The sequence below is a fragment of the uncultured Dysosmobacter sp. genome (assembly GCF_947631635.1).
Taxonomy (GTDB): Bacteria; Bacillota; Clostridia; order Oscillospirales; family Oscillospiraceae; genus Oscillibacter.
On record NZ_CANRMB010000001.1, the window covers coordinates 105,125 to 129,989 of the forward strand.

General features: G+C 60.0%; 32 protein-coding genes. 2 read left to right on the forward strand and 30 right to left on the reverse strand.

Going from position 1 to position 24,865, the window contains the following annotated elements; translation table 11 throughout:
• Positions 1-42: 42 nt before the first annotated feature.
• Genes Q0Z71_RS00470 through Q0Z71_RS00480 form a run of 3 tightly spaced genes read right to left on the reverse strand, consistent with a single transcriptional unit; the run spans position 43 to position 3,291 of the window.
• Positions 43-300 (reverse strand): hypothetical protein, encoded by a 258-nt coding sequence (locus Q0Z71_RS00470; RefSeq protein WP_298016610.1) that lies wholly within the window; start codon positions 298-300, stop codon positions 43-45.
• 10 nt (positions 301-310) lie between these two features.
• Positions 311-1,576: a glycine-rich domain-containing protein gene (locus Q0Z71_RS00475; protein ID WP_298016613.1), complete on the reverse strand. Its 1,266-nt coding sequence runs from the start codon at positions 1,574-1,576 to the stop codon at positions 311-313.
• Complete coding sequence (locus Q0Z71_RS00480) at positions 1,573-3,291, reverse strand: hypothetical protein (RefSeq protein WP_298016616.1); 1,719 nt, start codon at positions 3,289-3,291, stop codon at positions 1,573-1,575. Before Q0Z71_RS00480 ends, Q0Z71_RS00475 begins: the two co-directional genes overlap by 4 nt.
• A gap of 58 nt (positions 3,292-3,349) precedes the next feature.
• On the opposite strand from Q0Z71_RS00480, the gene Q0Z71_RS00485 reads away from it, so the two are divergent.
• Positions 3,350-3,523: a type II toxin-antitoxin system HicA family toxin gene (locus tag Q0Z71_RS00485; RefSeq protein ID WP_298016619.1), complete on the forward strand. Its 174-nt coding sequence runs from the start codon at positions 3,350-3,352 to the stop codon at positions 3,521-3,523.
• Positions 3,524-3,552: 29 nt separating this feature from the next.
• The gene (locus Q0Z71_RS00490) at positions 3,553-3,939 is read left to right on the forward strand and encodes a type II toxin-antitoxin system HicB family antitoxin (RefSeq protein ID WP_298016622.1); all 387 of its coding nucleotides are present in this window, start codon (positions 3,553-3,555) and stop codon (positions 3,937-3,939) included.
• Positions 3,940-3,990: 51 nt separating this feature from the next.
• Here the strand turns inward: Q0Z71_RS00490 and Q0Z71_RS00495 are convergent, their stop codons facing one another.
• From Q0Z71_RS00495 to Q0Z71_RS00625, 27 genes are all read right to left on the reverse strand, one after another.
• A complete protein-coding gene (locus Q0Z71_RS00495; protein ID WP_298016625.1) occupies positions 3,991-6,237 on the reverse strand; it encodes a hypothetical protein in 2,247 nt (748 codons plus the stop codon).
• Positions 6,230-6,613 carry a hypothetical protein gene (locus Q0Z71_RS00500; protein WP_298016628.1) on the reverse strand — a complete coding sequence of 128 codons (384 nt, stop codon included), beginning with the start codon at positions 6,611-6,613 and terminating at the stop codon, positions 6,230-6,232. The genes Q0Z71_RS00495 and Q0Z71_RS00500 overlap by 8 nt, the downstream gene beginning before the upstream one ends.
• On the reverse strand, positions 6,610-8,241 hold the full coding sequence (locus tag Q0Z71_RS00505; RefSeq protein ID WP_298016632.1) for a hypothetical protein: 1,632 nt from the start codon (positions 8,239-8,241) through the stop codon (positions 6,610-6,612). Before Q0Z71_RS00505 ends, Q0Z71_RS00500 begins: the two co-directional genes overlap by 4 nt.
• A gap of 4 nt (positions 8,242-8,245) precedes the next feature.
• Positions 8,246-8,761, reverse strand: a complete 516-nt coding sequence (locus Q0Z71_RS00510; protein WP_298016635.1) for a hypothetical protein — start codon at positions 8,759-8,761, stop codon at positions 8,246-8,248.
• A 58-nt stretch (positions 8,762-8,819) separates the two neighbouring features.
• Positions 8,820-9,407 (reverse strand): hypothetical protein, encoded by a 588-nt coding sequence (locus Q0Z71_RS00515; protein ID WP_298016638.1) that lies wholly within the window; start codon positions 9,405-9,407, stop codon positions 8,820-8,822.
• An 11-nt stretch (positions 9,408-9,418) separates the two neighbouring features.
• Complete coding sequence (locus Q0Z71_RS00520) at positions 9,419-9,856, reverse strand: HK97-gp10 family putative phage morphogenesis protein (RefSeq protein WP_298016641.1); 438 nt, start codon at positions 9,854-9,856, stop codon at positions 9,419-9,421.
• A 2-nt stretch (positions 9,857-9,858) separates the two neighbouring features.
• Complete coding sequence (locus Q0Z71_RS00525) at positions 9,859-10,191, reverse strand: hypothetical protein (RefSeq protein ID WP_298016645.1); 333 nt, start codon at positions 10,189-10,191, stop codon at positions 9,859-9,861.
• Positions 10,188-10,535 (reverse strand): phage head closure protein, encoded by a 348-nt coding sequence (locus Q0Z71_RS00530; protein ID WP_298016647.1) that lies wholly within the window; start codon positions 10,533-10,535, stop codon positions 10,188-10,190. The genes Q0Z71_RS00525 and Q0Z71_RS00530 overlap by 4 nt, the downstream gene beginning before the upstream one ends.
• A gap of 9 nt (positions 10,536-10,544) precedes the next feature.
• Positions 10,545-10,874: a head-tail connector protein gene (locus Q0Z71_RS00535; protein ID WP_298016649.1), complete on the reverse strand. Its 330-nt coding sequence runs from the start codon at positions 10,872-10,874 to the stop codon at positions 10,545-10,547.
• A gap of 3 nt (positions 10,875-10,877) precedes the next feature.
• The gene (locus Q0Z71_RS00540) at positions 10,878-11,315 is read right to left on the reverse strand and encodes an SH3 domain-containing protein (RefSeq protein ID WP_298016651.1); all 438 of its coding nucleotides are present in this window, start codon (positions 11,313-11,315) and stop codon (positions 10,878-10,880) included.
• Between the two features lie 14 nt (positions 11,316-11,329).
• Positions 11,330-12,526 carry a phage major capsid protein gene (locus Q0Z71_RS00545; protein WP_298016654.1) on the reverse strand — a complete coding sequence of 399 codons (1,197 nt, stop codon included), beginning with the start codon at positions 12,524-12,526 and terminating at the stop codon, positions 11,330-11,332.
• 15 nt (positions 12,527-12,541) lie between these two features.
• Positions 12,542-13,315, reverse strand: coding sequence for a head maturation protease, ClpP-related (locus Q0Z71_RS00550; protein ID WP_298016656.1), 774 nt, complete (start codon positions 13,313-13,315; stop codon positions 12,542-12,544).
• A gap of 31 nt (positions 13,316-13,346) precedes the next feature.
• Positions 13,347-14,630 (reverse strand): phage portal protein, encoded by a 1,284-nt coding sequence (locus tag Q0Z71_RS00555; RefSeq protein ID WP_298016658.1) that lies wholly within the window; start codon positions 14,628-14,630, stop codon positions 13,347-13,349.
• Entirely contained in the window at positions 14,627-14,806 is a 180-nt protein-coding gene (locus Q0Z71_RS00560; protein ID WP_298016660.1) for a hypothetical protein, read from the reverse strand. The genes Q0Z71_RS00555 and Q0Z71_RS00560 overlap by 4 nt, the downstream gene beginning before the upstream one ends.
• Before the next feature lie 36 nt (positions 14,807-14,842).
• Positions 14,843-16,618: a terminase large subunit gene (locus Q0Z71_RS00565; RefSeq protein ID WP_298016662.1), complete on the reverse strand. Its 1,776-nt coding sequence runs from the start codon at positions 16,616-16,618 to the stop codon at positions 14,843-14,845.
• Positions 16,619-16,621: 3 nt separating this feature from the next.
• Entirely contained in the window at positions 16,622-17,134 is a 513-nt protein-coding gene (locus Q0Z71_RS00570) for a P27 family phage terminase small subunit (protein ID WP_298016665.1), read from the reverse strand.
• 261 nt (positions 17,135-17,395) lie between these two features.
• Entirely contained in the window at positions 17,396-17,827 is a 432-nt protein-coding gene (locus Q0Z71_RS00575) for an HNH endonuclease signature motif containing protein (protein ID WP_298016668.1), read from the reverse strand.
• A 119-nt stretch (positions 17,828-17,946) separates the two neighbouring features.
• Positions 17,947-18,147: a cysteine-rich KTR domain-containing protein gene (locus Q0Z71_RS00580; protein WP_298016670.1), complete on the reverse strand. Its 201-nt coding sequence runs from the start codon at positions 18,145-18,147 to the stop codon at positions 17,947-17,949.
• An 88-nt stretch (positions 18,148-18,235) separates the two neighbouring features.
• A complete protein-coding gene (locus Q0Z71_RS00585; RefSeq protein WP_298016672.1) occupies positions 18,236-18,946 on the reverse strand; it encodes a hypothetical protein in 711 nt (236 codons plus the stop codon).
• Positions 18,939-19,262, reverse strand: coding sequence for a hypothetical protein (locus Q0Z71_RS00590; RefSeq protein ID WP_298016675.1), 324 nt, complete (start codon positions 19,260-19,262; stop codon positions 18,939-18,941). Before Q0Z71_RS00590 ends, Q0Z71_RS00585 begins: the two co-directional genes overlap by 8 nt.
• Positions 19,259-19,768: a hypothetical protein gene (locus Q0Z71_RS00595; protein WP_298016677.1), complete on the reverse strand. Its 510-nt coding sequence runs from the start codon at positions 19,766-19,768 to the stop codon at positions 19,259-19,261. The genes Q0Z71_RS00590 and Q0Z71_RS00595 overlap by 4 nt, the downstream gene beginning before the upstream one ends.
• Positions 19,765-20,163 (reverse strand): single-stranded DNA-binding protein, encoded by a 399-nt coding sequence (ssb, locus tag Q0Z71_RS00600; protein ID WP_298016679.1) that lies wholly within the window; start codon positions 20,161-20,163, stop codon positions 19,765-19,767. The genes Q0Z71_RS00595 and ssb overlap by 4 nt, the downstream gene beginning before the upstream one ends.
• Positions 20,164-20,405: 242 nt before the next feature.
• Positions 20,406-20,657 carry a hypothetical protein gene (locus Q0Z71_RS00605; protein ID WP_298016682.1) on the reverse strand — a complete coding sequence of 84 codons (252 nt, stop codon included), beginning with the start codon at positions 20,655-20,657 and terminating at the stop codon, positions 20,406-20,408.
• A gap of 255 nt (positions 20,658-20,912) precedes the next feature.
• Positions 20,913-22,736 carry a PcfJ domain-containing protein gene (locus Q0Z71_RS00610; protein ID WP_298016685.1) on the reverse strand — a complete coding sequence of 608 codons (1,824 nt, stop codon included), beginning with the start codon at positions 22,734-22,736 and terminating at the stop codon, positions 20,913-20,915.
• A gap of 9 nt (positions 22,737-22,745) precedes the next feature.
• Positions 22,746-23,087 (reverse strand): hypothetical protein, encoded by a 342-nt coding sequence (locus Q0Z71_RS00615; protein WP_298016687.1) that lies wholly within the window; start codon positions 23,085-23,087, stop codon positions 22,746-22,748.
• Entirely contained in the window at positions 23,084-24,073 is a 990-nt protein-coding gene (locus Q0Z71_RS00620; protein ID WP_298016689.1) for a DUF3102 domain-containing protein, read from the reverse strand. Before Q0Z71_RS00620 ends, Q0Z71_RS00615 begins: the two co-directional genes overlap by 4 nt.
• A gap of 2 nt (positions 24,074-24,075) precedes the next feature.
• On the reverse strand, positions 24,076-24,843 hold the full coding sequence (locus tag Q0Z71_RS00625) for a ParA family protein (RefSeq protein ID WP_298016691.1): 768 nt from the start codon (positions 24,841-24,843) through the stop codon (positions 24,076-24,078).
• Positions 24,844-24,865 lie beyond the last annotated feature (22 nt).

Here is a 24,865-nt window from a genome sequence, read left to right on the forward strand (position 1 = left end):
GTAAGTAAAAAATAGATTGAGAGCGCCACACCGGCGCAGAACTCACGCATAGACGATGTTGGCCAGCTCCACGATCAGTTCCTCCTGGAAATCGTTCTGATCGCCCAGGGCCGTCACCTGCTCACGCAGCAGGCGGTTTTCGGACTCCAGGGCCGCGATGCGGTCCGGGGTGTCATCGTAGGGGTCTCCGATCCACTTGCCATCCGGCAGGGGATACGCGCCGAAAGCGGCGGGGTCCGCGCCCTCCGGCAGGACCACTACATTGGTTATCATGTTGTTTTCTACAATTGCAGCATTCATTTGAATCACCTCACCAGCGGATGGAAACTAGGCCTTGTTTACCAGCGCCACTATGGCATTCTGGTTTATAATCGTAGTCCCAGTCAGCGACTTTAAGGGATGTGATACATGCTCCTCCGCCAGACCCATAGGTCTGTCCGTCGGTTCCTTTGTGAATTTTTCCAGTCACGGGAGGACTACCAGTTCCGTAATAGTGAGCATACGCCGCGCCTCCGCCTGATCCTGGGGTTCCTAAATATGTATTTCCGCTAAGAATACTAGCTCCGGCGCCTCCACCAGCATATAATGTTCCATTCGGATCTCCAAATTTTCTTGTGGTGGATCCTTGTCCATTTCCGGCGCTTTGCCCGGTCCCCGCGGCACCATCACTTCCACCAACTGCAGAGGACATAGTTCCGCTGCCGGTTTGTGTGGGGTACCCGCCACCTCCAGATCCACCATCTGAGATCAGACTCGAACTGCTCCTAGGTTTACCACCATTGGCGGTTAAAATCTTACTTCCCCCCGATATAGTGACACTCGTTTCTCCCCCAGCATTAGAAGCCTTGCTGGAAGTGCCATATTTCGAGACAGAAGAAGCCCCTCCTGCGCCGATTTTAATATTTAAAGTTTTTCCCGCTACATTTTGATTTAATAGAGTAGTGGTATGCCCTCCAGCTCCCCCAGTGCCCGACGTATTGTCAATAGAAGAATATCCGCTCGCCCCTCCACCAACACCAAACAAATCAATGGAGGTAAGCCATGAAGGAATAGCGATGGTAATGTCAGCTGTAAAGTCCACCTCACCGTGCTCCACCCGTTCCGCCGTAACACTGGCAATGACCGGCTCACCGAATCTCACCGTCACAGACGGCGTATAAACAGTCAACTTTTCAAAAATAGTAGCCGCTCCCGCCGTGATGGTATAGGTGCCCGGCGTCACCAGGGCGCTGAAATAGCCCCGGTCTCCAATGATAATGAAGTTAGAGCCTTCAACCGCCGGGGAGACGGTCACAGTCCCCGCCGCCGGGTTTCCCGCTGCATCAGTGCAGCGGATAATCAGCAGGCCGTATTTGGTGGGGATGTAGTTGCCCAGCAGATGCAGGACGTCATCCACAACCGCGTCACCGCCCTGCCCAAACAGCGCCGCCGTCTGATCTTTCAGCAGATTTACCTTGACCGGCGCATCTCCGGCCTCCGTGGGTTCATCGGCCATCACCATATCAAAGGTGTTTTCCTGTCCCGCCACAGGCGTCATCTTGACTCTGCCGGGATGTAATGGTTGTCTGTCTTTCATGCTGACCCTCCATATATTCCGATGTCTGCCATCCCCATGGCCCACCCCAGATTGACTGTGCGGGTCATGCGGTCCATGGCCGCCTGGATCTCCCCCAGGATGGTCTCGATGGCGTTGGCTTCCGTTTCGTTGAGCTGCTCCATATCCGGCGGGACCTGGGGAATACCCGCTGGGAGTGCCAGCGCCGCCCGGAGCGCCGCGATATTGCCCAGATACCGCCTGGCCTGGGTGGGGTCCATGTGGTCGGACTCCATCCATGCATTAGCAGACTCCACGGGAATCTCCGGGGATTCCGGCTCTGTCTGGGCAGACGGCGGCACCTCCGGTCCCGCTGTAAACTCGCCTGTTCCTGCGTTTGGATAAAAGGTGCTGTTTACAAGGTCATAAAGCCCCGCAGCACCGTCAGGATTGATGCACGGGATATAGTGCCGGATGCGTGTGCCATTGTCGTAGATCCCCATGATGAAACAACGTACTTTTGCATAGTTTGCTGCGCTACTTGCCCCCTTTTGCGCAAATATGTACATATGCATTGTGACTGTGCCCAAAGTATTTGAGACAGAATTGCTCCCATCAATGGTGCAAATAAGAGGCTCTTTTTCAACTATGTGGCGGTCTGTACTAGAAATAGTAGTTGGGAAGTTGGCATTTTCTGCTCCATTTGAACGAAAACATTTATTAGTTCCATACCAGCGAAACGAGTATTGTCCATTCACCCCGAAAATACATTCATTTGCTGAAGCGGGGGAAACCAGTTGGAAGTCCATAACCGTTTTCGTATTTGCATTAGGAATTACGCCGCTATCGATGTACTGCGTTCCGCTGCTCTGGATGTATTCCACCTGCTGATAACCGTCAGGCAGCCTCACAATTGGAGGGCCGGAGGAAAATGTACCAGTCCCGGAATTGGGATAGAACACGCCGTTTTGAACATCGTACAAGCCGATATTGTCAGCAGCGTCCATGCAAGGGATGTAGTCTCTGACTAATGCTCCGTTATCGTAGATTTGGCAGGAATACAGCTTCACAGAAGTGTTCTGCGAAATAGAACCGCCGGTATTTCCACCGAAAAGGTACAAATTTAATGTGGACTGAAATGATCCGCTGGGGTGCGTATGTGTGGCGTCCCCAATCGTCGTCACATTTTGGTTTTTGTCAATGACGGTCCTTTCTGTGGGCTTAATTCCGCTCCCCCACTTATTGGACCGGTAGTCATCCCGCAGTGAATCTATATCCGCAGCATGGAGGACCAGAAAAAGGTCGCTGCTGCCGGAGGAGGTCCTTGCGCCGAAAAGGATGGTATTTTGCGTGCTGACTGGTGCATAGTCAAACACCACCCTTGTGCTCTGGTCAGGCTTAAAATTTGTATCCACATACTGCGTCCCGCTGGACTCAATATAGGCCAGCTCCGTATACCCCTCCGGCAGCCGCCGGTCAGGACTGGGGGAAGGCAGGATCGCCGCCGCGCCCTTGGCGTCTGTATAGGGCACAGCGTACCCCAGCGCCTGCAGGCGCGCCACCAGATACTCCATGGCCGCCGTCACCCGGTTCAGATCCGTGTAGTTGTAGCCCCCCTTCGCAAAGGGGTTCGCCGCCAGCGCGATCTGCTCCGGGGTGGCGCTGCCGCTCTGGATGGAAAGCAGAGCCGCCGCCAGCGCTTCCACATCCGCCCTGGTGCGATCCGTCACCAGGGTTGAAAAATCAAAATCTGTCATAAAACCCTCTTGACAAATGCACATTAAATGCGTATAATGTAATCATGAGGTGGGAACAATGAAACAAAAAGATTTGCTCAAGCTCTTTTCCAACAATGGATGGTGGATACTCCGAGAGGGCGCAAACCACATCATCATGACAAATGGGAAAGACATTGAACCTGTACCACGGCATAGAGAAGTCAACGAACAGCTTGCAAAATCGATCATACGGCGCAGGGGGCTGAAATAAGCCCCCTCCCAGTAAAGGAGGAATTACCAATGAAAACCGCTTATCCCATCGTTCTTACTCCCGCTGAACACGGCTTTGTCGTTTATGTTCCCGATCTCGATATCAATACCGAGGGTGACTCCATTGCCAACGCCATTGAGATGGCCACTGATGCCATCGGCTTGTGGGGGATCACAGCGCAGGACATGGGAAAGGCTGTCCCTCCTGCGTCTCCGTCCTTGCCAATGTGCGAAAAAGGAGAGATTGCCACATTCGCACTTGTGGATTTCGACGCATACCGCCGCGCAAATGATATGCGTACCGTCAGAAAAAACGTAACGCTCCCCAGCTATCTCAATGACATGGCCGACAAAGCAGGCATCAATTTCTCGCAGGTCCTCCAGGAGGGGCTGAAAGCCCGCCTGGGTGTCCAGTGACCTCAGCCGCCCCTTGACCGGGGCGGTTTTCTTGTGCCCGATTCGGGCACATCACGTCTCCGGCTTGTCCCAGAACACCAGCACAAAGCCGTCCGCTCCCTTGTTGGCCATGTGGCCGGGGCCGGGGTCCTTTACCACCCGCCACCAGGAATAGTAGATCTTTTCCCCGGACCCTGGGATGATAAGGGACGCCTTGTCCCACTCTCCAATACCCGGCTCGCCGCCCTTGCCGCCTGCGGCCCCGTCGGAGGTGCCGTCTCTGGGCTTCTGCACGCCTGTGCGGCCATAGCTGTCGCCGTTGGCGATATCGGTATACCCCAGGGGATAGACCTTGCCGTTGGCGCTGCTGTACGGCCCGAAGGTGGTCTCCTCGCCCATCTCGCCGGGGGTGCCGTATGTCTGAGAGGGCGCGCCGCCCTGCCCGATGTGGACGTCAAACTCCTGCTCCGGGTTGATGTCGATGGTGCCGTACCAGATCTTGCCGCCGATACCCGGCTCGCCGTCCGCGCCATAGCCCGCGGTGTACGAGCCTTTCTGGGAAACTACGCCGGTTTCCGCGTTCATGTGGGGCCGCTCGCCCCGCTCCAGATAGCCGTCCTGCCCCCGCATGCCGCCCTGGCCTGCCTGACCGACCACCACCCGGAGCCTGGATACCCCCGCCGGGGCCTTCCATCTGCCGCTCTGCGTAATGAGTGCGGACTCCGCGAACAGATACGAGCCATCGGCCTGGAGCAGGACACTCTTGCAGTCCCTCAGCACGCCGTTGGAGAAGGAGAAGCCCTGCTCCATCCGCCGCCCGGTCGTGGCCTGGCTCTCATCCAACCACACGGTGTCCACGTCGCCAATCTCGCTGGTGGGGTCGCCCCGTCCGGTGGTCTCCAGCTTGATGCCGCCGTATTGACTCAGGATTTGCCTGGCTGCTGTCAATGCCTGCTCGCGGGTGTGCAGAAAGGGATTGCTGACAGTCAGCACCTTGCCGCTGTTGGTCTCGTTTCCGGAGATGACCTCCGTGGTGCCGTCGGACAAATTGAAAATCAAGCTAGCGATTTGGTCATTGGCCTTCATGGTGGGATAGCGGTTCATGTTGTCCAGGTCCAGTTTGTTCCCCTGGTCCCAGAACGGCTCCGCCGTCAGGTTCCCCGTCTGCGCGTCCGCCCTAGGCCAGGTACCGGAGGCCATGCATGCGAATCGAAGGATATCGCCGCAGCGCTTATCCGCCACAGCGTCCTTGCTGGCCGCCGTTACCGGCGCGTCGGCGTAGGCCGGGTCCACATGCCATTTGTCGGCGAAATTCACGCCCAACTGTCCTGCCAGCAGCGCCAGCCATCCGGCAAGGGTGGTGGGCAGGGGAGTATCCGGGACGATGAAATCCCGCTCTGCCAGCAGGCCGATGATATCCACCAGCTCCCACTGCATGGAGATGTCGTTGTCGCCGGTGGTCCACCCGCCGTCATGCTGGAAGAAAACGCCCACCCGCTTGTACTCCACAGACCCGTCTACCAGCTCTACGCCGATGGCAATGGGGATTCCCTGCCGGTCCTCAATGGACTGGAACACGCCGCTCTTGTTGCGCGGCTCAAAGCGCCGGTCCAGGTTGTCCATCCGCAGGGTGCATACGCCGTAGGGGGTGGCAAGGCAGGCGAAATTCCCCCGCTGCTGGATGTCCACAGAGGCCAGCACATCGTCAGTCCACGCCTCATAAAGGCCGGGAATGATCTCCATCACCCGCATCCGCCGGGAGGGGAGGGACCACTTTGTCACCGTCACCCGGATGGCGTCCGGGATCTGCACGGTGAAGCCGTCCAGGCTGACGGAGACGGCGCTGCTGTCCGTAAATTCCTTGGTATAAAACGCCTGTCCGCTGGAAAGGACTTCCACTTTAAAGTCCCTGGGCACCCCGTCTATGGGATCGTCGCTGAAATAGACGGACAGCGCCTGCAGCACATCCACATGGGCAAAGCGCAGCTCCGCTGTCTGAGGCTCTGTAAAGGTGCCGTTCGCGCCGCTCAGAGAGTCTCCCACATATCCCACTTGGCCGGAAAGCAGGGCAGGCTGATCCGAAATCAGGCTAAAGGAGCCATCCAGCAGCCACCGGTTCACCTCCAGCGTGGCATAGTGAGGACCTGCGGACATCTCCTTGTCATGGAGCTGGTCCGGCTTGCTCCAAGCCGCCTGGGTGCTGCCGGAGGCGGGCTGGAACACGATATCCGGGTCCACGATCTCCAGCATGGCCTTGATGTACATCCGCCGCACATCGCCCACAATGGCGCTGCGGTAGCCATCGGTCATCTCAAGCATGGGGCCGCACCTCCCGGAGGGAGAAGCCCAAGCCGGTCCAGACCAGCTCCGCGCCGTCGAAAAAGGATAGGGTCGGCTGGGTGATGGAGGTCACCAGGAAGGACCCGGAGGCCAGCTCCGGACCGTTGTCCGGCAGGAAACTGACGGTTTTGGCACCCTTGGCCCGGAGAGCCGCCAGCACCTGCGTCAGGGTGCTGGTCAGCATCTGACCGGAGGTGTAGTCGATGCGCCAAACCAGGCCCCGCTCCTCCTCCACGATCCTGCCGGAGATCATGACCAGCTGCTCCTTCAGCCGCTCCTCATAGGCGTGGTAGCCGTCGATGGACGGCTCCGGCAGCGATATGCCGTTGATGGTCAAAAACAGATTTTCACTCATCGGTCGCTCACCACCTCCGGGTTGGATTTGTCCTCACTGCGGCTGAAGGGTACCAGCCATCGGCCCAGCCGGGTGCCGTCCTCTGTCCGGACGGTGATTTCCCCAATTATGGGGCCGTTGTCCCGGCTCTGCTGCAGTGCGCCCATGGCGTTCACGGCGCCGGTGAGCATGGCCTGCATCTGGTCCGCTGTCACGCCCTGCTGGGGCAGCTGGCCGCCGGCCTTGATGCTGCGCCACACACGGGCTTCCTGGGCCGTCAAAATGGCCTCATCCTTGTGCACCTGGGCCACATACCCGTTGTAGGGCACGCGGTCCAGACCGCCGGCGTGGGAGCCGTTGATCTGTGCGCTGAGCTGTGACTCCCGGGCTTCCAGGCCCAGAAAATCGTTGAGTTTGTCATAGGCTTTCCCGACCCAGCCCACCAGCTTCTCCGCCGCTCCAGCCACAGCAGTCAAGGCACCTGCCATGACATTCCGCAGGAAGCTGGCCACGGGCTCCAGCGCTTCGCCCAGTTTGCCCCAGGCCTCCTCCAATTTCCGCTGGGAGTCGTTGGCGTTGATCACATCTTCATTCAGATCCCGGTAGGCCTGACCAGCCGCCGCCAGGCCCTGTTCGGACAGCTGCTCCATCACCAGGTTTGCCCGCTCCGTTTTATCGGAGGTGGCCGCCAGCTTCGCGTTGAATTCGTCCTCGCTGGTCCCGGCCCAGTTCAGCACATCCGCAAAGGTGCCTGTGACCGTGCCCGCCTGAATGGTCTCATTGATACTCTCCGCCAGACCGTCGATGGGGATGGAATCGCCGTAGGTGGCCCAGGCCCCCGTCGCCTGGTCGACGACCGTCATCAGATCTTCCTGGCTCAGACCGATGGCCTGGAGATTTGCCACGGTGGTGGCCGTTGTCTGGGTGTCGCCCAGCACGCCGTAGAGTCGGTTATAGGCGTCGGCGGTCTGCTCTGCGGTATAGCCCGCCTGCTGGCTGGACACCTCCAAAGCGCCCATGATCTGGCGGTATTCCCGGGTGGATTCCTCTAAATCGATGATGGCGCTGCCCATTTCTTTCAAAGCGTCGACGCCCAGGCCCACCGCACCGCCGGCCAAAAGGCCCTTGACGCCGCCCAGCCCATCCAAAAGCCCCGCCAGACCATCTCCGCCGCCAAGGTTCTGTAAGATCGAATCCAGGCCGCCGGCGTCGCCTGCCGCGTCCTTTGCCTCTTTCCCGAAGCCGTCGATGCTCTTTGCACACTTGTCGGCGCTGCTGCGGGCCTCATCCAGATACCGCTCATTGTCATCCAGCTCGCCGTTGAGCTTCAAAAGGTCAGTCTTGGCCCGGTTCAGGCTTTGACGCCATTCGTCTGTCCGCTTGTCATTGTCTCCGAAAGCCTCGCTGGACTCCTTCACGGCATTCTCCAGGGCTTTCACCTTTTCCGTCTGCTGCTCCAGTTCCCGCCGCAGGAGTTCATTCTTGGCGGTCAGGGCCTCCATGGTGTTTGCCTGCCCTTTAAAGGACTCCTCGGTATACTGCATCTCCGTTTTCAGTGTTTTCAGCTCGCTGTTAACCAGGGACATCTGCTTTTTAAATTCCGCTTCTCCGTCCAGCTTGATGCTGGTGGAGATGGTCCGCACCGCCATGGGATCACTCCTTCCGCGTGAAAGTCTCCAGCAGATCCGCCGTCTGTCCCGGTGTCAGCAGCAGGGCCTCCCGGATGCTCAGACCCAGCAGCCGCACCAGCGGCGCCAGATACTCCGCCTCCGTCCGCTGGTCTCCCTGCTGTTCCCGCCATCTTTGCAGGCCCATGTCCACCATCTCCGGCTCCTCCGGCGGCCGCTCCATGGTAAAGCCCAGCTGCACCGCCTCGGCAATGGCGGTCTTGGCCCGCAGCACGTCGCCGGGGGCCAGCACCGCCCGCACCTGTCCCACCGTGGGCATGGGCGCGGGGGTGTATCCCTGCCACCGGCGGACCAGCTCCCCCTGCTCGCCCAGCTTCCACAAGAACCAGCAGGTGTTGTCAAAGGCCTTTTTGTCATTGCCCTGGATGTGGTCCAGGACCTGTCCCTTCCGGCCAAACTTTTCATAGATGTCAAAAAGCGCCGTCCCGTTCATGCACAGGTGCCAGCGCATATGTTCCACGGAGAATTCAACGGTTTTCATGGTTCGCCTCCTATTTGTAGGCTGGGCGGGCTGTCCCGCCCAGCCGGTCAGTGTTCGGTCAGGTGGATGTGCCCCCCAGCTTGGCGTCCCGCCAGGCCGCGGCCTCCGCCTCGGTGTCGAAAAGCTCGGACAGGATCTTCCAGTCACCGCTGTTGCAGGCCATGCCCATCATCTGCAGCGCGGTGTCTTGCAGGGTGATGCTGCTGCCGGTGGTGCTGTAGGATTTTCCCTGCATGTTGGCCTTCAGCTTGGGATAAAAAACACCCTGGTACTTGGTCACATCCCCCTTCATCACGTTCTCTGTGTAAAAGGCCAGACCGCCATAGGGCGGATTATCGTCCTTGCTGAAGTGCAGGTCCCGCTTGCCCTCCGTGGTGTCCAGTTTAGACCCGAACACGGAGGAGGCCACCTCGTTGGCCATATCCAGCACCGTCAGGTCCACCTGGCATTGCCGGAACCGCTTTACATACCGGGCCGTGGCGTCGTTGTCGCCGGCGGCGCTGGCCTCCACGAAGAACGGGTTATCCTTCAAGTTGCTGAATTCGCCCAGCATCACCGGGGTGCCATAGTTGGGCAGTGCGCCCGCAGGCTCCGGATTTTCGGCGGCGAAGGGAGCCCACTTGGGTTCTTTTGCACCGTATTCCATATGATTCCTCCTTACAAATTTTTGGATGTTAACCACTCATCATAGACTTTCGCCTGCGCCGCCGTGGTCGATTCAGCGCATTCCTCATTGGCGTCCCGAATGGCTGGGCGGGCCTTCTGGCCTTGCTTGCCGTACTCGTTGATGAAAGCGATTTCCGCGTTTCTAGTAGTCGATTTTCCCCTACGCCGAGTTCCCTGAGGATAGACGTAAATGACCCGGGCGTCCCTTTGGAGTTTTACATCTGTTTTTTTCACAGAATCCGCAACATGTTTGGTGGCTTGATTGTCTGTGGCATAGATTCCATAGCTGCGGATTTTCCGCTTCTGGGCTTCAACCACCACATCCGCTCCGGCGTTCAGCATCCCGTCGACCACCTCGTCCGGTAGCTCCGCTAAGGCCCGCATGTCCGCCAGCAGAGAGTCCAGTCCGTCACACCGGAAATCCGCCATTGTTATATACCTCCATCCACAGCCTCAAATTCAAACACCAGGTGGCCGCCCTCCCGGTCTCCGGCATCCTCCACCGTGGGCCAGGTGCATCCCTGCAGGCCGCCCAGGGCCGCCCGCAGGGTTCGCTTGGCCGCACGGGGGTCCCGCCGCAGGGGGAAATACCAATGGACCTGCACCAGGTACCGGATGGCACGGGGGCGGCCATCCCCAAAAGCGATGGGGATCTCCGTCATGTTGTATACGCAGTACTCCCTGGCGTCTCCGGTATAGACGTCTGCGGCGAATTCCGCCACGGTGGGTGTCACCGCCGCCGCGATCCGGTCCTCAAGACTCATACGCCGCCTCCTGTTCCTGTCCACTTGCAGATCAGCTCCATGTACTCGTGGGCATCCTCATAGTCATTGATGTACTCGATCTCATAGTCTGTGCTCCGGTACCGGACGAACATTTTCCGGCAGATGGGTTTGCGGGTATAGCGGATCAGGAAGCGGGCCTTTACCTCTCCCAGATCCGCCCCTTGCCTCTGGGCCTCTGTGCCGGAGGTCCGGGTGAACTGCGCCCAGCAGCGATGCACCACCTCTGGCTCCGCGGCCGGGGCCAGATACCCGGCCCCGTTCTCATCCTCGGTATACCGCAGGATCTGGATGCGCTTATCCAGTTTTCCAGCATTGACCTCCATAGGCCCTCCTTACTCCCCGGATGTGTCCGAATCGGACACCGGCTCCGTGAATTTCAGCTGGTTCAGCAGCTGGCGGAAAACAGGATTTGCTGCAACGATGGTTCCCGTGATCGTTACCTCCCGCCGGTCGTAACCGTCCAGGACCAGATAGTTCACACACAGGTCATACTGGCACCGCCTGTCCGTTCCCGCCGCCGGTTCACTGACACCGGCCTGGGACATATAGCCCACCGCGCTGCTGTACAGCGCGGCCAGCAAGACATCCTCGCCCGGCCCCAGCTCGTCGATGCGGCAGTAGGCCAGCAGCTCCGCCCGCCGGGCCTCCGTCAGCTCCGTCATGGCTCAGCCCTCCGGTTCTGCGGGTTCCAAGGCCCGCAGATAACGGATATCCACCCAGCCGGCGCGCTGTCCCGTGTGTACAAGTGCCCAGCCGGGAACCACCGCACCGCAGGGCAGGGCCTGCACCGCCAGCACAGCGCCCTCCGGCAGGACCTCCACAGCAGGGAAGCCCACGCCGGGCCCTTCCCGCAGGTTCAGTCCACAGTCGGCGTCTACCGCCACCAGTTCGATGGTGTCAACATCCTCCGGGAAAATACTCTCCACAGAAACGCCATGCTCGCCCTCCACAGGCGGTTCTGCTGCCGTTTGTGCTTGGGGCAGGGGAGTGGGGGCATCTCTGCCCGCCTGTGCCGTTTGCACGGCCTCCTGGCCGGGATTCTCAACTGCCGCAGGCTTCGCTTCCGGCTCCGCCGTGGGAGCGGCCATTTTTTTCTTTCCCATCACGATACCTCCCATCAACCGGCGGCGCTGCCGCCGACCTTGCCGACCACAAAACCCTTGTCCACGATCAGGTTACCGCCCACGAACACGTCGCCCAGCACGGCCACCATCCGCTCCACGGCTTTCACACTCTCATCCACCCGGATGGAGAACTCGCCAAAGAGACCCAGCTCATAGTTCAGGGGATCGCCGTACAGCAGGTTCCCGTCGCCCACGTCACCGCACAGGGTAAAGGGCAGCACCAATCCGCCGTCCCGGATAACTCCGGTGTTGGGATTGCCCGTATCCGGGGTGATCTCCAGCAGGCGGCGCTTCTCATTGGCGCCCCGTAGGGCACCCAGGGCCTTCAGGTTGGGCTTGGTCAGCAGCAGGCGGGCGGAGGGGCCCATCTCCTCGCTGGAGCCGTAGGCAAAATACAGCTCGTCCAGTGTGGTCTCATTGATGGCGGACAGGGCCTTTTCGGCATAGATGGCCGCGCCTGCCTTGTTCTTGGCGTTGACGATGCCGTACATGGTGGGGCTGGCGGCACCGTCGCCGCCCACGATCATGGCGGCGATCTTCCGGCGCAGGGCACGCATAGCCATGCCATAGATCTTGTCGTAGTAGCTGGCGGGGCTCAGGCGGGAGATGTTCCGGTCCACAAAGCTGGTCACATTCAGCTCATAGGGGCGGATCTCCGCCACACCGAAGGTGGGATCAGTGGAAGCAGTCCGGGCCTTACCAGCCAGCTCCGTTACCTTGCCGCCGTTGGCCTCCAGTTCCGTGATCACATAGGGTTCCAGGAATGCACCCATGCCGGTCAGGTCCTGGACATACACCTGATCCACGATGGAGCTGACGGTACCGTTCAGGCTGTCCCGAATGGTGCTGCCCGCGCCGGTGGGCTCCACAATGGTACCGGTGGCCAGGGTCACCTGGTTAAAGGCCCGGCGGATTTCCGTGGCGCTGAAATTCACAGCGTCGCCCCGCATCAGGATGCTGCCGCGCTCCTCGGCCATATCCCGGGCCTCACCCGGCGTGGGCTGCTGGCTCAGCACCTGCCGGTCCTGCTCTGCGATCAGGTCCTGGATGCGCTGCATCTCCGTGTTCAGGTTTCGGATCTGCTCCATGGCGGCGTCATAGGCCGCCTGGTCATTGGCCTCCAAAGCTGTTTGGGCGGCCGTCAGCTGGGCAGTGCGCTGGTTTGCCAAATCAGTGAGTTTGCGTCTCATTTGCGATTACCTCCGTTAAAATCTGATTTTTTCCAGGTCCAGGCGGGCCTGTGCCCGCCAGTCCTGTGTATCTGCCTCGGGCGCTCCGCCCGTAGACGCTGTGTCGTCCGGCTCCTCAGCCGGGGGGATGTCGGTGTGCTTTACCTTGGCGTATTCCGCCCGCAGGGTCACGATATCCGGTACGCCGCTGGAACCCAAGGCGCGGATGCCGGCCGCCGCCGCGTTCATCAGATCCTGGGGAGCGGGGGACTGGCCGTCCTCAAACAGGACGCCGTCCGCCAGGCCGCAGGCCACGGCCTCCTGGGCCGTCAGCCAGGTCTCCTGGCTCATCATCCGCCGCAGTGCCCCGCGGTCGGCCTTATCCCCGGCCCGCAGCTCATAGGCGTTCAGGATGGCCTCCCGGGTGCTGTCCAGCATCTGCACGCTCCGCAGGTGCTCCACCCGGTCGCCCTGGGTGGCGGTGGCGGGCAGGTGGATCATCATCTGGGCCACCGGCGAGATCATCACCTCCGTGCATCCCAGGCACAGGTAGCTGGCGGCGCTGGCCGCCAGGCTCTGGATCTCCGCCCGGGTGCGGACGCCCTGGGCACTCCGCAGCACGGTGTACATCTCACTGCCGGCGAACACGCTGCCGCCGGGACTGTTGATTTCCAGCACCAGCTCCTCGCCGGCCGGATTGCCGGCCACCGCGTCCCGCACCGTCTGGGGTGAGAAGGCCCGGTAACCGAACCACTCGTAAATTTCCAGATCATCGTCCGCAGCTACGATGCCGTTCAATGTCACTCTCATGTCTGTCCTCCTTCAAAAATAATGGGGAGACTTACTTGCCCGCCTGCTGGCCGCCAGCTCTCTGGCGGCTCAGTTCTTTGAAATCCTCCAATGGTACATAGTTCAGAGAAGCGTAGCGGGTATCTCCGCCAGGCACATCTCCAAAATCCTCAAGCCGCCGGATATCGTTTGCGGAGAACACGCCCACCTCCCGCATGGTTTTGTACCAGGCGGCCCGGCTGGCGTTGTCGCCCCGCAAAGCCGCCAGCATATTGATCCGGATCTCCAGGCCCGCCGCCAGCTCGCTGTCCGTCAGCAATTTCCACGTTTGCTCCTCCTCATACTGGGTCACGATGGGCTGCAGTGTGTTCATCACAAATTCAATGGCTGTTTGCTCATTTGAAGCATACGACTCCTTGCCCTCGCCCAGAAAATGTGTCGGTATGCCGAAGAACCGGCAGATATCCTTGACGGAGACCTCCTTGCTCTCCACGAATTGCGCGTCCCGGTTGGTGGCCGCCATGGGGGTATAAGTCAGGCCAAGGTCCAAAATGGCGATGCGGTGGCTTTTGCTGGGTCCGGTATGGACCTTTTCCCACTCCCGGCGCAGCTGCTCCTTCCGGCTGACAGGGGTGCCGTCCGGATCGGTCAGGAGCTTACCCTGGGCGTCCTTGGCATAACCGCCCAGGTCCGATTCCGTTTTCAGCACGCCGGAGGGCTGGCCACCACGCTCATAGTAGCCCCGCTCATACTGCTGGGCAGCCCCGGCAATGGCCAGTACCTCTTGGGCACGTTTCAGGGGAGCGATACCCTTCAGCCCGTCCCGGGTGGTGGCCTTGTAGTGGCAGATGTCCTCATTGGGCAATACCATGGGCGCCCCCGTCGCCGGATGGGTCACGGTGTACCACACACGCCCGGCCTGGTCCCGCCAGGGCGTCACCAGCCACCAGGGCACCGGGATCAGCTCCACCGGCCGCAGGGTCCTGGGATCTTTAATGATCCAGTCATATCCCGCTCCGCCCTCGTTCCGGCTGTTCTCCAGCACTTTCTTGCGGATAAAGGGGGTCATGGCCTCGTTGGGCCGGATGTTCAGCAGCCGGAGAATGTCATGGGGGATACGTTCCATAGTCCGGTTGTCAATGACAAAGCTGGGTAGCTTGCCCATACTGTCGCTCAAAATCTCCATGCAGCGATCCACGGCGCTCAGTTTCCGGGCCGTGGTCTCGTCCATCGTCACGCCGCTGGAGGGATGGCCTGCCGCCGTCAGGGCCTGAACAGTCACAGCGTTCCGGGGCTGGGCGTGGGAGATGGCCCGCAGGCCGCTGCTCACGCTCATGCCTCACCGCCTCCCCCAAGGCTGTCCAGCACCGCGCCGCCCAGGGCCAGCACACCGGCGGCAATGACGCCCGCCGGGAGATAGATCATCCCCGCGCCTACCACGATGGCGGCGGCGCCAGCCAGCATCACCAGGTCCGCGGCGTATTTTGCCAGGGCCTTTTTCAGATTCTGCATATTGTGCTCCTTCCCGTGTCCAAATCGGACACAACATTACAAACTGTATCCCGGTCGCGCCAGGGCCTCCGCCAGGTCCGGCTTCTGATTTCTCGCGATCATCCAAACGGCCACCACGATGATAGACGCCACCGCGGGGTCGATGCGGCCGATGGAACGGTGCTTTTGGGGCTTCAGGTTCCCGTTGCCGTCCTCGTAGCACCGCACATTGCCGAAGGTCCACCGGAAGCAGGTGTTATGCACATGCAGCAGCTCCCGCTTGGCCATCAGCATGTCGATCTCCTTCATGGCGGGACTCATGTTCTTCAGGTCCTGGGGGATCTCAATGACATTGACGTAGAGCGTCAGTCGCTGGGTGATGGTCCGGCTCAGATAGGGGTCGAAGCCCACCAGCTTCAAATCGTAGATCTCCGCCGCCCGCTTGATCTCCGCCTCGATGTCGTCATAGTCGATGGTGTCCCCGCCGCACAGCCGCAGGAAGCCGGCCCGCTCCCAATCCCTGTATGGGACGTGGTCCCGCTTCTCCGCCTCCAAAACGGTGCCGCCCGGCCGCCAGATGGTGGGCAGCAGCACTGCCGTGTCCAGACCCGGCTGGGGAGGGAAGAGCAGCACAAAGGCCGTCATGTCCCGGCTGGTGGAGAGATCCACGCCGCCGTAGCACAACTTTCCCCTCAGCTGCTCCAGAAACGTTTCCCGCTCTGCCTTTTTGCTGGGACCCCACTGGCATTTGTCATACAGTGTCAGTGAGATCCAGGATACCGCCTTGACGGCGATCCACTGGTTCAGCCGCAGCCATCGGAACAGCTTCTCGTTGGCCTCGCTCAATTTGGCGTCCCGTGCTGCCGCCCGCACCTTCCGCAGGGGCAGATTCAGGCCCAGGGAGGGATTGCACAGGTACCAGATCTTCTCGTCGTAGATGTCCACCTTGGCCAGGTCGTCCGGGTCGTCGCCGAACATGGCCGTCAGGCCGTACAGCACCGGCAGCCAGTTGGGCAGATCCCGGGCCAGCAGGTCCTCCTCCGCCGTCGGCAGGTCCGCCTCCTCCACATGCCGCAGGGAGAGCACCTGCCGCACGTCGCCGTCCTCGGCCCGGATGCGCCGGAGCTGCCGGGCATCCCGGATAGCCACAGCCCTTTCGTGGACCTCCCAGCCGATGGAGCAGCGGTCCGGGTCGTCGCCTGCGGTGGTCAGCACGATCCACGCCGGCTGTTTCCGGGCGTCGCCCGCCTGACCGGTCATCACGTCCCAAAGATCCCGGTTGGGCTGGGCGTGAAGTTCGTCAAAGATGACACAGCTGGGCTTGTAGCCGTGCTTGCTGTAAGCCTCGGCGGACAGCACCTTCATCACGCCAACCTGGACCCACTTGAAACCGCCGTTGCCGGTGCGGACCCGCTGGCGGTAGACAATCGTTTTCTGGGACTCCCGGATCTTCAGCTCGCCCCTGGCCACCATCTTGGCGGTCCAGGGAGCAGTCTGGACCATAAACACCGCCGCGTTGAACACGATGGATGCGTTGTCCTTGTCCGCCGCGCAGACGTAGACCTCGGCGTTCAGCTCCCCGTCGCCAAACAGGTGGTACAGCCCCAGGGCAGCCGCCAGCTCGCTCTTGCCGTTTTTCTTGGGGATCTCCAGATAGAGATACCAGTATTTCCGCAGCAGCTCCCCGGTGCCCTCGTCGGCCTCCATGGTGCTGTAAAACTCCATGAGCACGTCCCGCTGCCAGGGGAACAGGCCAAGGGGCTTGCCGTCAGAGGTCCGGGGCAGCCGCTCCACAAAATCGCAGACAAAAGAGCCTGCCGCCTGGTCAAACATCTGTTAGCCTCCCAGGGCGGCCGCCTGCCTGGCCCGGAGCCGCAGGCTGAATTCGTCATCCTCGTTCTCCGGCGCGGCGCCTGCCGCGTTGACCACCGCCGCCGGAACCACGATGCGGCACCGGCTGGTGACTGACAGGCCCATGGACTCCGCACACTGGCGGGCCTGCTTGAAGTAGGTCCCCTGCACGCCGGTCCACTCCCGGGCCAGCTTCTCATCGTCGGCCCGGATGGCCGCCGCGGCCTTCTTGTCCGCCTTCAGCCACCGCTCCCTGGCCAGAAAGTACTGACCCAGCACATCCCGGTCCAACTCGGCGTATAGTCCCGCCGCCCGGAGAATTTCACCGATCTCCTCAAATTCCTGATGGAGTCGCTTGGGGAGCCACTGTGGAGGCACCGCCTTGTCCGGCGGCGGCACATGGACCTCCTGGTCCAGCCGCTGGTCAGTCTCCGCCTGCGTCAGGTGCTTCCGGCCGTTGGCCTGTACCACCGCTGTGGGCTGTCGTTTTCCTGGCATAAGGCGTCTCCTTTCCGTACCGGCCAGGTACCATCATAGATTTCACGCAGATATACCCGCGCAACAGAGCCATGCTCTCGGCAACCCGCATGCATATTGACACATGGACTTTCCCGGCGGTCTGCCCGGCCCTCGATACAGCGAGAGCCGGACTGACCAAACAAGGAGGGAAAACCGGTCAAAGACCGGGCAGGCCGCCGGGCTTCCCCTGTGGGGGAATTTTTCCTCGTGAAGGGGGGCCTGCGGTCTCCAGCGAGGGGATCAAAACTTTTTGACCCCGGGGGAGGGTTCGGCAAGGAACCCCGCAGGCGCAGCCGCGCATAGCCCGCGCCGCGCCCGTGCGCCCAAAGCTGGAACGGGTCCTGTATTCACCGCCGCCGTTTTTTTTGCTCGGGTTTGCCACAGTTCCCGCGCTGTTTTGCGGCTGTGGCAGGAGTGACACAGGCTTTCCAGATTGGCCGGATCAGTGAAGATCCTCCAGTCGCCCTTGTGGTCCACGATGTGGTCCACGTCGGTGGCTGGTACCCGCAGGCCCTTCCTGGCGCACACCCGGCAGAAGGGTTCCCGCAGGAGCTGGTCGCCCCGCAGATGCTCCCACTCCGGTGTCAGGTACATCCAGTGCCAGGACTTGGCCTCCTCGCTGCGGTCGCAGGTCCGCCGCGGCCGGTGGGCATCACAGTAGCCATCGGGCACCAGGACAGTGCATCCAGGGTGTCGACAGGGACGGAGCGGCTTCATGGCCACGGGCTATCACCTCCGGGCAAAACAAAAAGCGCCCGAGCCTTCCACACCCACTTGGGATGTTTCATGGCTCAGGCGCTGGTCTCTTTGGACGCTGGCTCAGGCGCTTCGATATTCACGATGGTCTCCTGCCCACACCGCTTGCACGGTCTCGGCAGATGGTGAACACTGGTGTCTGGGTTGATTTTCAGAATCTTCCCCTTGCCGCATACCGGGCAGATCACCCATCCGTTCTTTATGATTAGTTTAACAGGTTCCGTCTGTGATTTCAATACCTTTGGCCTCCTTTTGTAAGCATGTCCGTAAATATTCATAAGGTTTCAAGAATAAGAATCATTAATTTAAAATAAAAGTACCGTTTTACCACGACAGATATCTGCTGTACTGGAACACACCCCAACGCCCTGTGTCCGGCCGATCTCGAGGCGGAAGCGGCAGCATCACGGCCCCCTTTGGCGTTGTCGTTGCGCCAGTACTGGAGAGCCGCACATCCGGCAATGGGAGCATCCGGCTCAGCGCCCGGGAACAGCCCCAGGGATGGGTGCCGACTTCCGGGAGTTCCTTTGTGAAGTAGACAGCCAGTCCCCGGTAACCCTGCTCCTTCAGCACCCGCTTTCGGTTATACGGCTCGTCGTCCACCTCACCCCAGTTCCAGAGGTACCGCACCACTGCCGGCGGAAAGTCGCTGTCCCGCAGGAAAGCGTGGATGTGATACCGCTTGTCCCCGTGAAGGCCCTCGATGCGGTACACATAGAACTCCAGTGGTTTCCCTTTCCGCCATCGTTTCAGCTTTTTCACAAAGGCATCCCAGATCCGCATAACACCGGCCCGATTTGGAGGGAGGTACTCGTCGGCAAAGGTCAATGTATAAAACACGCCGTCATATCCAAACAGCGCCAGCCGCAGTTCCAGCTTATCCACAGTGGTGCGGCTCATAGCCGGTCCGCAGCGTTTCCGAATGGTCATTTTAGAATCACAGTTCCGGCGGATGAAACACCACCGATCTGTGACCAGCACCTTTACCAGAGGTCCGGCCCGCTGCCGGATAACGAGAAAGGGCCCGTCAGGCATGGTCATCCTCCTCCGCTGGCTGCTGGAGCCAATATATAAGTTCTCCCTTCTCATCGCACTTCCAGGCTAAAGGCTTTTGGGCCCATTGTGCGAGGAAAGCGGACAACTCCTCATCGCTCATGGCCCGGATGCGGTCAGCTCTTGTTGGTCGATACCCTGTGTCAATGTACTGTGTATCATTATCGCCAGAATCATGGAATATTTCGGGAACAGCGTCATACCATCCAATCCTTCCATCTTTGTTTCTGCAAAGAACGCAGTCATGGATCAATACATCACCATAATAAATTCTGATGGAGAGCTCTCCCTTGCTCATGTCGTTTCCTCCTTCGGCTTGTGGCGGTAGAAACGTCCTTCTTCCAGCGGTCTACACCCACCGCCAATATACTGTACTCCTTGTCGGCCTGCGCATACATCTGGTCGAACCGCGCACCAATCATGTAGACAATCATCCCACACAGGCGGCGAGAATCTGTCCATCTCCCGCAGCTCTTCCAGCGTCAGCGGCTCGCCCTTCTCCGCCTCCTGCTGGGTGCGGAGGGCTGCAATAGCCAACGAAACTGCATTATCAAAATCGGGGTCAAGCCCATCAGCGCACCGTTCCAGGTAATTAATTGCTTCCTCTTGCTGGTCCAGCAACGCGGACCAATGGTCGCAGCGATCCAGTGCCGTCTCCATATGCTCCACGGCGTTCCGCAGGACGGCGCAGCCGTGGACGCTGCAGTTATGCTCATAGCCGCAGCTCAGGCAGGCCAGGCTTTCCGTCTCCACCTTCAGACGCCGTAACGCCTGCAGAGTAGCACCATAGTCCATAGTAATCAAAACGGCAGTTCTCCTTTCTCATCCTCCGGCAGTTCCTGAATCTCCCCGGCGGCCGGTGTGTCCGAATCGGACACTTTCTTGCTGTCACCGAAATATACATTTTCCGCCACTACCTCAGCGCTCCTGCGCTTGCCGCCGTTTTGGTCCACCCAGTCGCGGATCTGCAAGCGCCCCTCCACCGCAGCCATCCGGCCCTTGGTGAAGTACTTACTGACAAATACGCCCAGGTTCCGCCAGGCCACTACGTCAATGAAATCCGTCTCTTTCTCGCCGCTTTGGGTTTTAAAGTCCCGGTCCACGGCCAGAGAAAAAGCTGCCACTGCCGTTCCGGTCCCCGTATGCCGCAGCTCCGGGTCACGGGTCAGACGGCCCATAATGATGATTTTATTCAGCATGTTCTTTTCTCCTCGTATTACGCAGATATCGCCGTCTGGCAGTATTGTAGTCCGCCCAGGCTGGACAAGTCTTGGGATCATGACAGCCTGGGCGGTGCTTCTGGCAGAACTGGCAGGGGGAAGAGATCAAACCCATCAGGACACCGCCCCCATGGAGCCGGACACCATCACCAGCACGATCACCCAAGCCGCCAGAAGGAGACCGCCCAATACTGCCTGGGGCCTCCATCCTGTATCGCGTTTCATCCGGCCGCCTCCTGGGTAACGCCTTTCAGTACGGCATTTGTGGTCTCCAGAAGGCCCAGGCCGGTGACATCCACCCGGCGGGTAACGCCATCGGCGCAGCGGATCAGCGCCAGCTCGTTCAGCAGGTCTCCCTCATCGTGGCAGTGATATTCCACCCGGACGACGCCCGGACACATGGCCGCCACACAGCGGGACAGCTCCCGCCGTACAAAATCGCCCTTCCGGGCCAAATTCTCAAGGATCATCATGACTCCTTTCCAGCGCTCATTACGCCAAACCGATGTACAGTATCACAAGTACGATGGCCACTATGGCCAGCAGCATCCGGGCGATAAACGCCCGGTGCTGTTTTTGCTGATTCCTTGTCATTACTTGCCTCCCTAATCTTGATATCATGATATCCCTGGTCCCGGCAGGTGGCGCCGAAGCATGAATACATGTCGGCAAAACAGCTCAGGAAAGCGGCCGACCAATGCCACCGGCCGGGAGCCGGGTATATATGCTCAGGCGATTTCCTGTCTCTTCTTCCGCTGATTCTGCTTTTTGGGCGGATTACTGCGCTGAAGCGCAAACCAGGGCATCAGCACCTCACGCTCCCAACGGTCGCAGAAATCACGGACCTTCTGCGGGATTTTATGCTTGTACTGCTTGTGCTCTCCGTGATGCTCATTTCCGTAACCATGGAGCTGGATCTCTTTGGGTATCCCTCTGGTCATATCGATTTGAAGCGTATAATAGCTGCGCTCTGGGCGTCGGTGGTGCCGGACGAAGAACACCGGTTTCCCGGAACAGTGGTCCTTTCCATACGTGCCGACACAGTGGCGCAGGATCTTCCCTTCAGATACGAGGTCCGCCTCCACCCGCGGAAGGACAATGCACAGATCTCCATCTGTCCACTCCAGGTCTCTGTACCGGATAAACGTGCTGGTGAAGCCCAGCTGATACGCCGTCTTAAAGTGATTGGCCCAGTACTGGGTGATCCGCTCATGGGCTGCCATCAGGTCACGGGGCCAGAGCGTTTCCTCGGTCTCCGCCATATGCGCGTCGTGCAGCATTTTCCGGTAGTCAATCAACAGCTGCACCCCATCCTCCAGCATCCGGCGTTTCTCCAGATACCGCACCGCACGCAGAGGAAGAAGGTCCTCCCACCCGGCGGCGATCATCTCCAGAAGCTGCCCGACGGCTTTACTACCAATGCGTTCCCGGCAATACTCAAAATCCATGGCGTCCGCTTTTTGGATCTGACGCCGGTATCTGTCCCAGCATTTCGCGTCCCCTTCGCGCCACCGCTTCTCTTTGATCTCCCGGAACGCGGACTTGCTCATATGCAGCATCCGGTGAGGCTTGACCTCATTCCAGTCCACCCAGTTGATAGGGGGCGCGTCGCGTAGACCCTGTAACTGCGCGGCACGATCCAGAAAACCGTCTATTGCCTCATAGACCGCGGCCGAAAAACCCTGACGAACCAGATTTTCCACCTGCGGGTACTTTTCCCATACATGGAGGTACGCCCCCGGCCAGACTCCGCCTTCCCCGATGTATTCATCCAGAGCGCTCTTTTCTCCGGTGTGCCCGCCCAGGTCTGGGCCGTAAGCCAATGTCCATCCCCCTATTTTTCGATGCCTATTTGCCTCCCAGGAATAATAGGGGATCTGCATCGGGTCCCGGGTGTAGGTACAGGGATGCCAAATCACATCCCGCACCTCGCGTCCGACGCGCTCGGCACGGAACCGGCGGAGCTTTCCGTCAAGGTCGATCAGCAGCGCGGCATGGGGACAGAACATCGTGTAGTCGCCCCCGGTGTCATCAAAATGGCGGCTCACCAGCCAGTACATGACCACGGTGTACGCCTCCACATTGACCACCTCCGCCTGAAGGACCTGATAAGTGCGCCCCCTGCGCAGCTCCGCCCGGCGTGTCACCTCAAGAGAGGTCCAGCAGTACGGACACAGGACCGTTTCCCCATCCAGATACACATTGGCGTCCACGCCTGGTTCCGCATAGCCGTCATAGATCACTCCATCCGGTCCCTCCCTCAGCACGATACCGCCTTTGGTGTAACCGGCAATAAAATCCTCTCCGCAGGCCGTGCAGGTACAGCGGGCGCCCCAGCGGTGCTTTGCCGTCCGCTCCCGGCGCTCCCAGTCCTCGGGGGACATCGTCTGTTTGATTTCCTCCATCAGCGTGACGGCCTCCCGGTGGTACAGCAGCATGGCATCACCAAGATTGCCCTCCTCCATATAGATGCCTTTCAGCACATCCTCGACCAGATCACCGCAGGGCTCCACAGGCAGCTTCTGCGCCATGGATTTCCATGTTCGATCCATGCCGCCACCTCACAGGAAGTCCGCCAAATCAATGAGATTTGGACGGCGATCCCCCAGGCCGGTTTTTTCGCTGGTGCCAAGGCCATAGAATTCCCGCAGGATGTTCTCTGCCTCCGCCGGTGTCACACAGGCGAAATTACCGGTTTTGTGCTTGTCCGCAAAAGCCTTGATCTTCTTCTCCGCCTCCACGATGGACATGGACGCATTTTCCAGGTCCTGGGCGATCAGATCCGCGCTGGCCGGCTCTCTCCGGCAGATGTCCATCAGCTGCTCCGCGACCATCCATGGAGCCGACCGCTCTTTCACTCCGCTCTGCTGCTCCCGCAGCTTTTCAATAGCCCGATCGGTCATTCCGCGCACCTCCTTGTGGCATCCGCCAGGGCCAGAAGCGCCTTCCGGATCTTTCCGGCAAGGTCCTCGTCACCCCGATTGCGGATCTTCAGCAGCAGGCCGTTGAGCTTGTTGATCTCCTCCTGAGCCTGTGTAAACAGCAGCTCAAATGCGGCCAGATCCTTATCGCTGGAGATCATGGCTTTTCGCTCTTCTGCACGAACCGCTTCCAGCTTCCGCCGGGACTCTTCCAGTGCTTCCTCAGCAGCCTTTCGCTTTTCCTCAGCCTTCTTTCGGGCCTCAACGGCCTTGTCCACCTTGGCCTGCATTTCGGCCACGGCCTCCTGTCGGGCCTTATCCAGAGCCTCCTGGTCCACAGCCATCACCGCCACATCCACCGGTTTCTCCTGAAGGGCCTTCAGTTCCGCCCGGGCCTCGTTCAACTCCTGCCGGGTCTGTTCCTCGGCGGTCTGGGTGCTCTGATGCAGTTGCTTCAAGACAGCCATATCCGCCTCCATCTTGGAGCAGCTGTCCTCAGCGGCTTGTGCCTCCGCTTTGGCGGCTTCGGCGGCCTGTCTGGCCTCATCCCGTTCCCGAATGGCCTTTTCCAGCTCCCGGGAGGTCATGTCCACAACGGTCTTTTCCTCACCGTCCACAATGTGGTTTTCCGCCATGAACTGCTCACGCTCTTCGGCCGGCAAAGCCAGCAGAGTTAAGGCTTTTGTGGCCCCCAAATCGGCAAGCGCCTGCCGATTTGTCCACTCTCTTGCCAGCCTCATAAACTTTCTGGCCGTACGCTCGGAAAACTCCACCTGTTCTTCCAACCAGGGAAGCCATTCCCCGTGCGGCAGCATGGCCTTGGCCTCATTCAACCGCTGGCCAATGCCAAGAATAGCATTACCTGCGTCCTGTTTCATCTGAAGGATCTCCGCGGTAATGGCCTCGATGCTGCGCTCTGCAGAGGGTGCCTGATGTCTCTCAGCAAATTTGGAAATATCAAAAGACATGCTCACACCTCCCCCAGGTATTCCCGTACCCAGGCCCGGTAATCCTGACTGGCCGCACTGCCGGGGCTGTACTGCCAGATGGGCGTGCGGTCAAAAGTGCTCTCCGGCACCTTCTCCGTCCGGCGGATCGTCTGGCGGAAAACCGGCACATCCAGGGACCGGAGCAGCGCCTCTCCCTGGCGGACCACCTCCGTGTTGCGCCACTGGGTCAGCAGGACACCGGCAATCCGGATGGAGCTGTTGGCCCGCCGCATGCTGCGGATCTGCGCGGCCATATCCATCATGCCAGAAAACGAAAATCCATCCACCAGCATGGGGATCACAACCTCATCCGCCGCAATCAAGGCCGCGATGGAGGCTGTGGTAAATCCCGGCGGGCAGTCAAAAACAAAGAAATCCGTCTCATTGTCGTGAGCCGCTGCCTGACAGAAACCCCGCAGCAGTTCCGGAGAGGATAGCCCGTCCTTGATGGCCCGCACATCCAGCTCATAGAGCCCCGACGAACCGGGGATCAGATCCAGACCAGGGGACAGCGGCGTCAGGTTGTCGCTCCACACCGGCTCAGATTCTCCCACCAGCAGCCGCTCTATGGAAAAGTTCATATCCGGGTCAAACTCCGGCAGATAGAACCGGGTCAGATTCATCTGTCCGTCGCAGTCCGCCAGGACCACCCGCTTGTGGTGCTCCCGCACCAGGATATCCGCCAGATTGATGGCGGTGACGGTTTTGCCGACGCCGCCTTTGTTGTTCATGATCGCTATCGTTCGCATGTTTTCGCATCCTCTCTCATCC